Annotated in this window: 2 protein-coding genes and 1 pseudogene; all 3 read left to right on the top strand. The window is 70.4% G+C overall.

The features are described from left to right. Window positions 1-545 (top strand): FGGY-family carbohydrate kinase (locus AB0O00_RS38110; RefSeq protein ID WP_363659273.1); only part of this gene is annotated, 545 nt, incomplete at its 5' end. After that, on the top strand, window positions 542-1,213 hold the full coding sequence (locus AB0O00_RS38105) for an L-ribulose-5-phosphate 4-epimerase (RefSeq protein ID WP_363659272.1): 672 nt from the start codon (window positions 542-544) through the stop codon (window positions 1,211-1,213). The genes AB0O00_RS38110 and AB0O00_RS38105, both read left to right, overlap by 4 nt. Window positions 1,214-1,225: 12 nt before the next feature. Then, window positions 1,226-1,695: pseudogene (locus AB0O00_RS38100) on the top strand (L-arabinose isomerase); the annotation flags it as partial.

The following is a 1,695-nucleotide window of genomic DNA, read 5'->3' as shown; positions in this document are numbered from 1 at the left end:
GCCTCGTGGCGCTCGACTGGATGAACGGCAACCGCTCCACCCTGGTCGACCACCACCTCTCCGGCGTGATCGCCGGACTCACCCTGGCTACCCGCCCCGAGGAGGTCTACCGCGCCCTGCTGGAGGCCACCGCCTTCGGCACCCGCGTCATCGTCGAGGCCCTGGAACAGGGCGGCGTCCCCGTTACCGAGTTCGTCGTCACCGGAGGCCTCAAGAAGAACGAACTGCTCATGCAGATCTACGCCGACGTGCTGCGCCGCCCGGTGTCGGTCGCCGAGTCGGAGCAAGGGCCGGCCCTCGGCTCGGCGATCCACGCCGCGGTCGCCGCCGGGGCCTACCCGGACGTCCGGACCGCGGCCGCCGCCATGGGCCGGGTGCGCCCGGCGGCGTACCGGCCGGACCACGCCCGCGCGGACGTCTACGACCGGCTCTTCGCCGAGTACCGGGCCCTGCACGACCACTTCGGCCTCGGCGCCGACAAGCTCCTGCACCGCCTGCGCGACATCCGCAACGCCGCCCTCACCTCATCGAGCGAGGCCCTGTGAACGCGACCACCGACCTCATCCGCCAGCAGGTCAGCGAACTCCACCAGGAACTGGTCCGCTACAACCTGGTGGTCTGGACGGCGGGCAACGTCTCCGCCCGGATCCCCGGCGAGGACCTGCTCGTGATCAAACCGAGCGGCGTGCCCTACGACGAGCTGTCGCCGCGGAACATGATCGTGTGTGACCTGGACGGCAACGTCGTCGAGGGCGACCACTCGCCCTCCTCCGACACGGCCGCGCACGCCTACGTCTACCGCCACATGCCCGAGGTCGGCGGGGTGGTCCACACCCACTCCACCTTCGCATGCGCGTGGGCGGCCCGGGGCGAGGCCGTGCCCTGCGTCCTGACCGCGATGGCCGACGAGTTCGGCGCCGAGATCCCGGTCGGCCCGTTCGCGCTGATCGGGGACGACTCGATCGGCCGGGGCATCGTGGACACGCTCAAGGGCCACCGCTCGCCCGCCGTCCTCATGCAGAACCACGGCGTCTTCACCATCGGCAAGGACGCCAAGGCCGCCGTCAAGGCCGCCGTGATGTGCGAGGACGTGGCGCGCACCGTCCACCTCTCCCGGCAGCTCGGCGAGCCGCTGCCGATCGCCCAGGCGGACATCGACAGCCTCAACTTCCGCTACCAGAACGTTTACGGCCAGCAGCCCGAGGCCCGGTAAGGAGTCACCACCATGACGTCACTCGCGGGACGCGAGATCTGGTTCCTGACCGGCAGTCAGGGACTCTACGGCGAGGACACGCTGCGGCAGGTCGCCGAGCAGTCGCAGCGGATCGCCACCGCACTCGGTGCCGACGCCGCCCTGCCGGTCGAGGTCGTCTGGAAGCCCGTCCTCACCGACGCCTCCGCCATCCGCCGCATCTGCCTGGAGGCAAACGCCGAGGACCGGTGCATCGGCCTCATCGCCTGGATGCACACGTTCTCCCCGGCCAAGATGTGGATCGCCGGCCTGGACGCCCTGCAGAAGCCGCTGCTCCACCTGCACACCCAGGCGAACGTCGAACTGCCCTGGCACTCCATCGACATGGACTTCATGAACCTGAACCAGGCCGCCCACGGCGACCGCGAGTTCGGCTACATCCAGTCCCGCCTCGGCGTCGCCCGCAAGACCGTCGCCGGACACGTCACCGACCCCTCCGTGAC

Source organism: Kitasatospora sp. NPDC093558 (assembly GCF_040683475.1).
In the GTDB taxonomy this organism is placed as follows: Bacteria; Actinomycetota; Actinomycetes; order Streptomycetales; family Streptomycetaceae; genus Kitasatospora.
The sequence above is the reverse complement of the archived record's forward strand: the minus strand, read 5'-3'. Positions and strand labels throughout refer to the sequence as shown.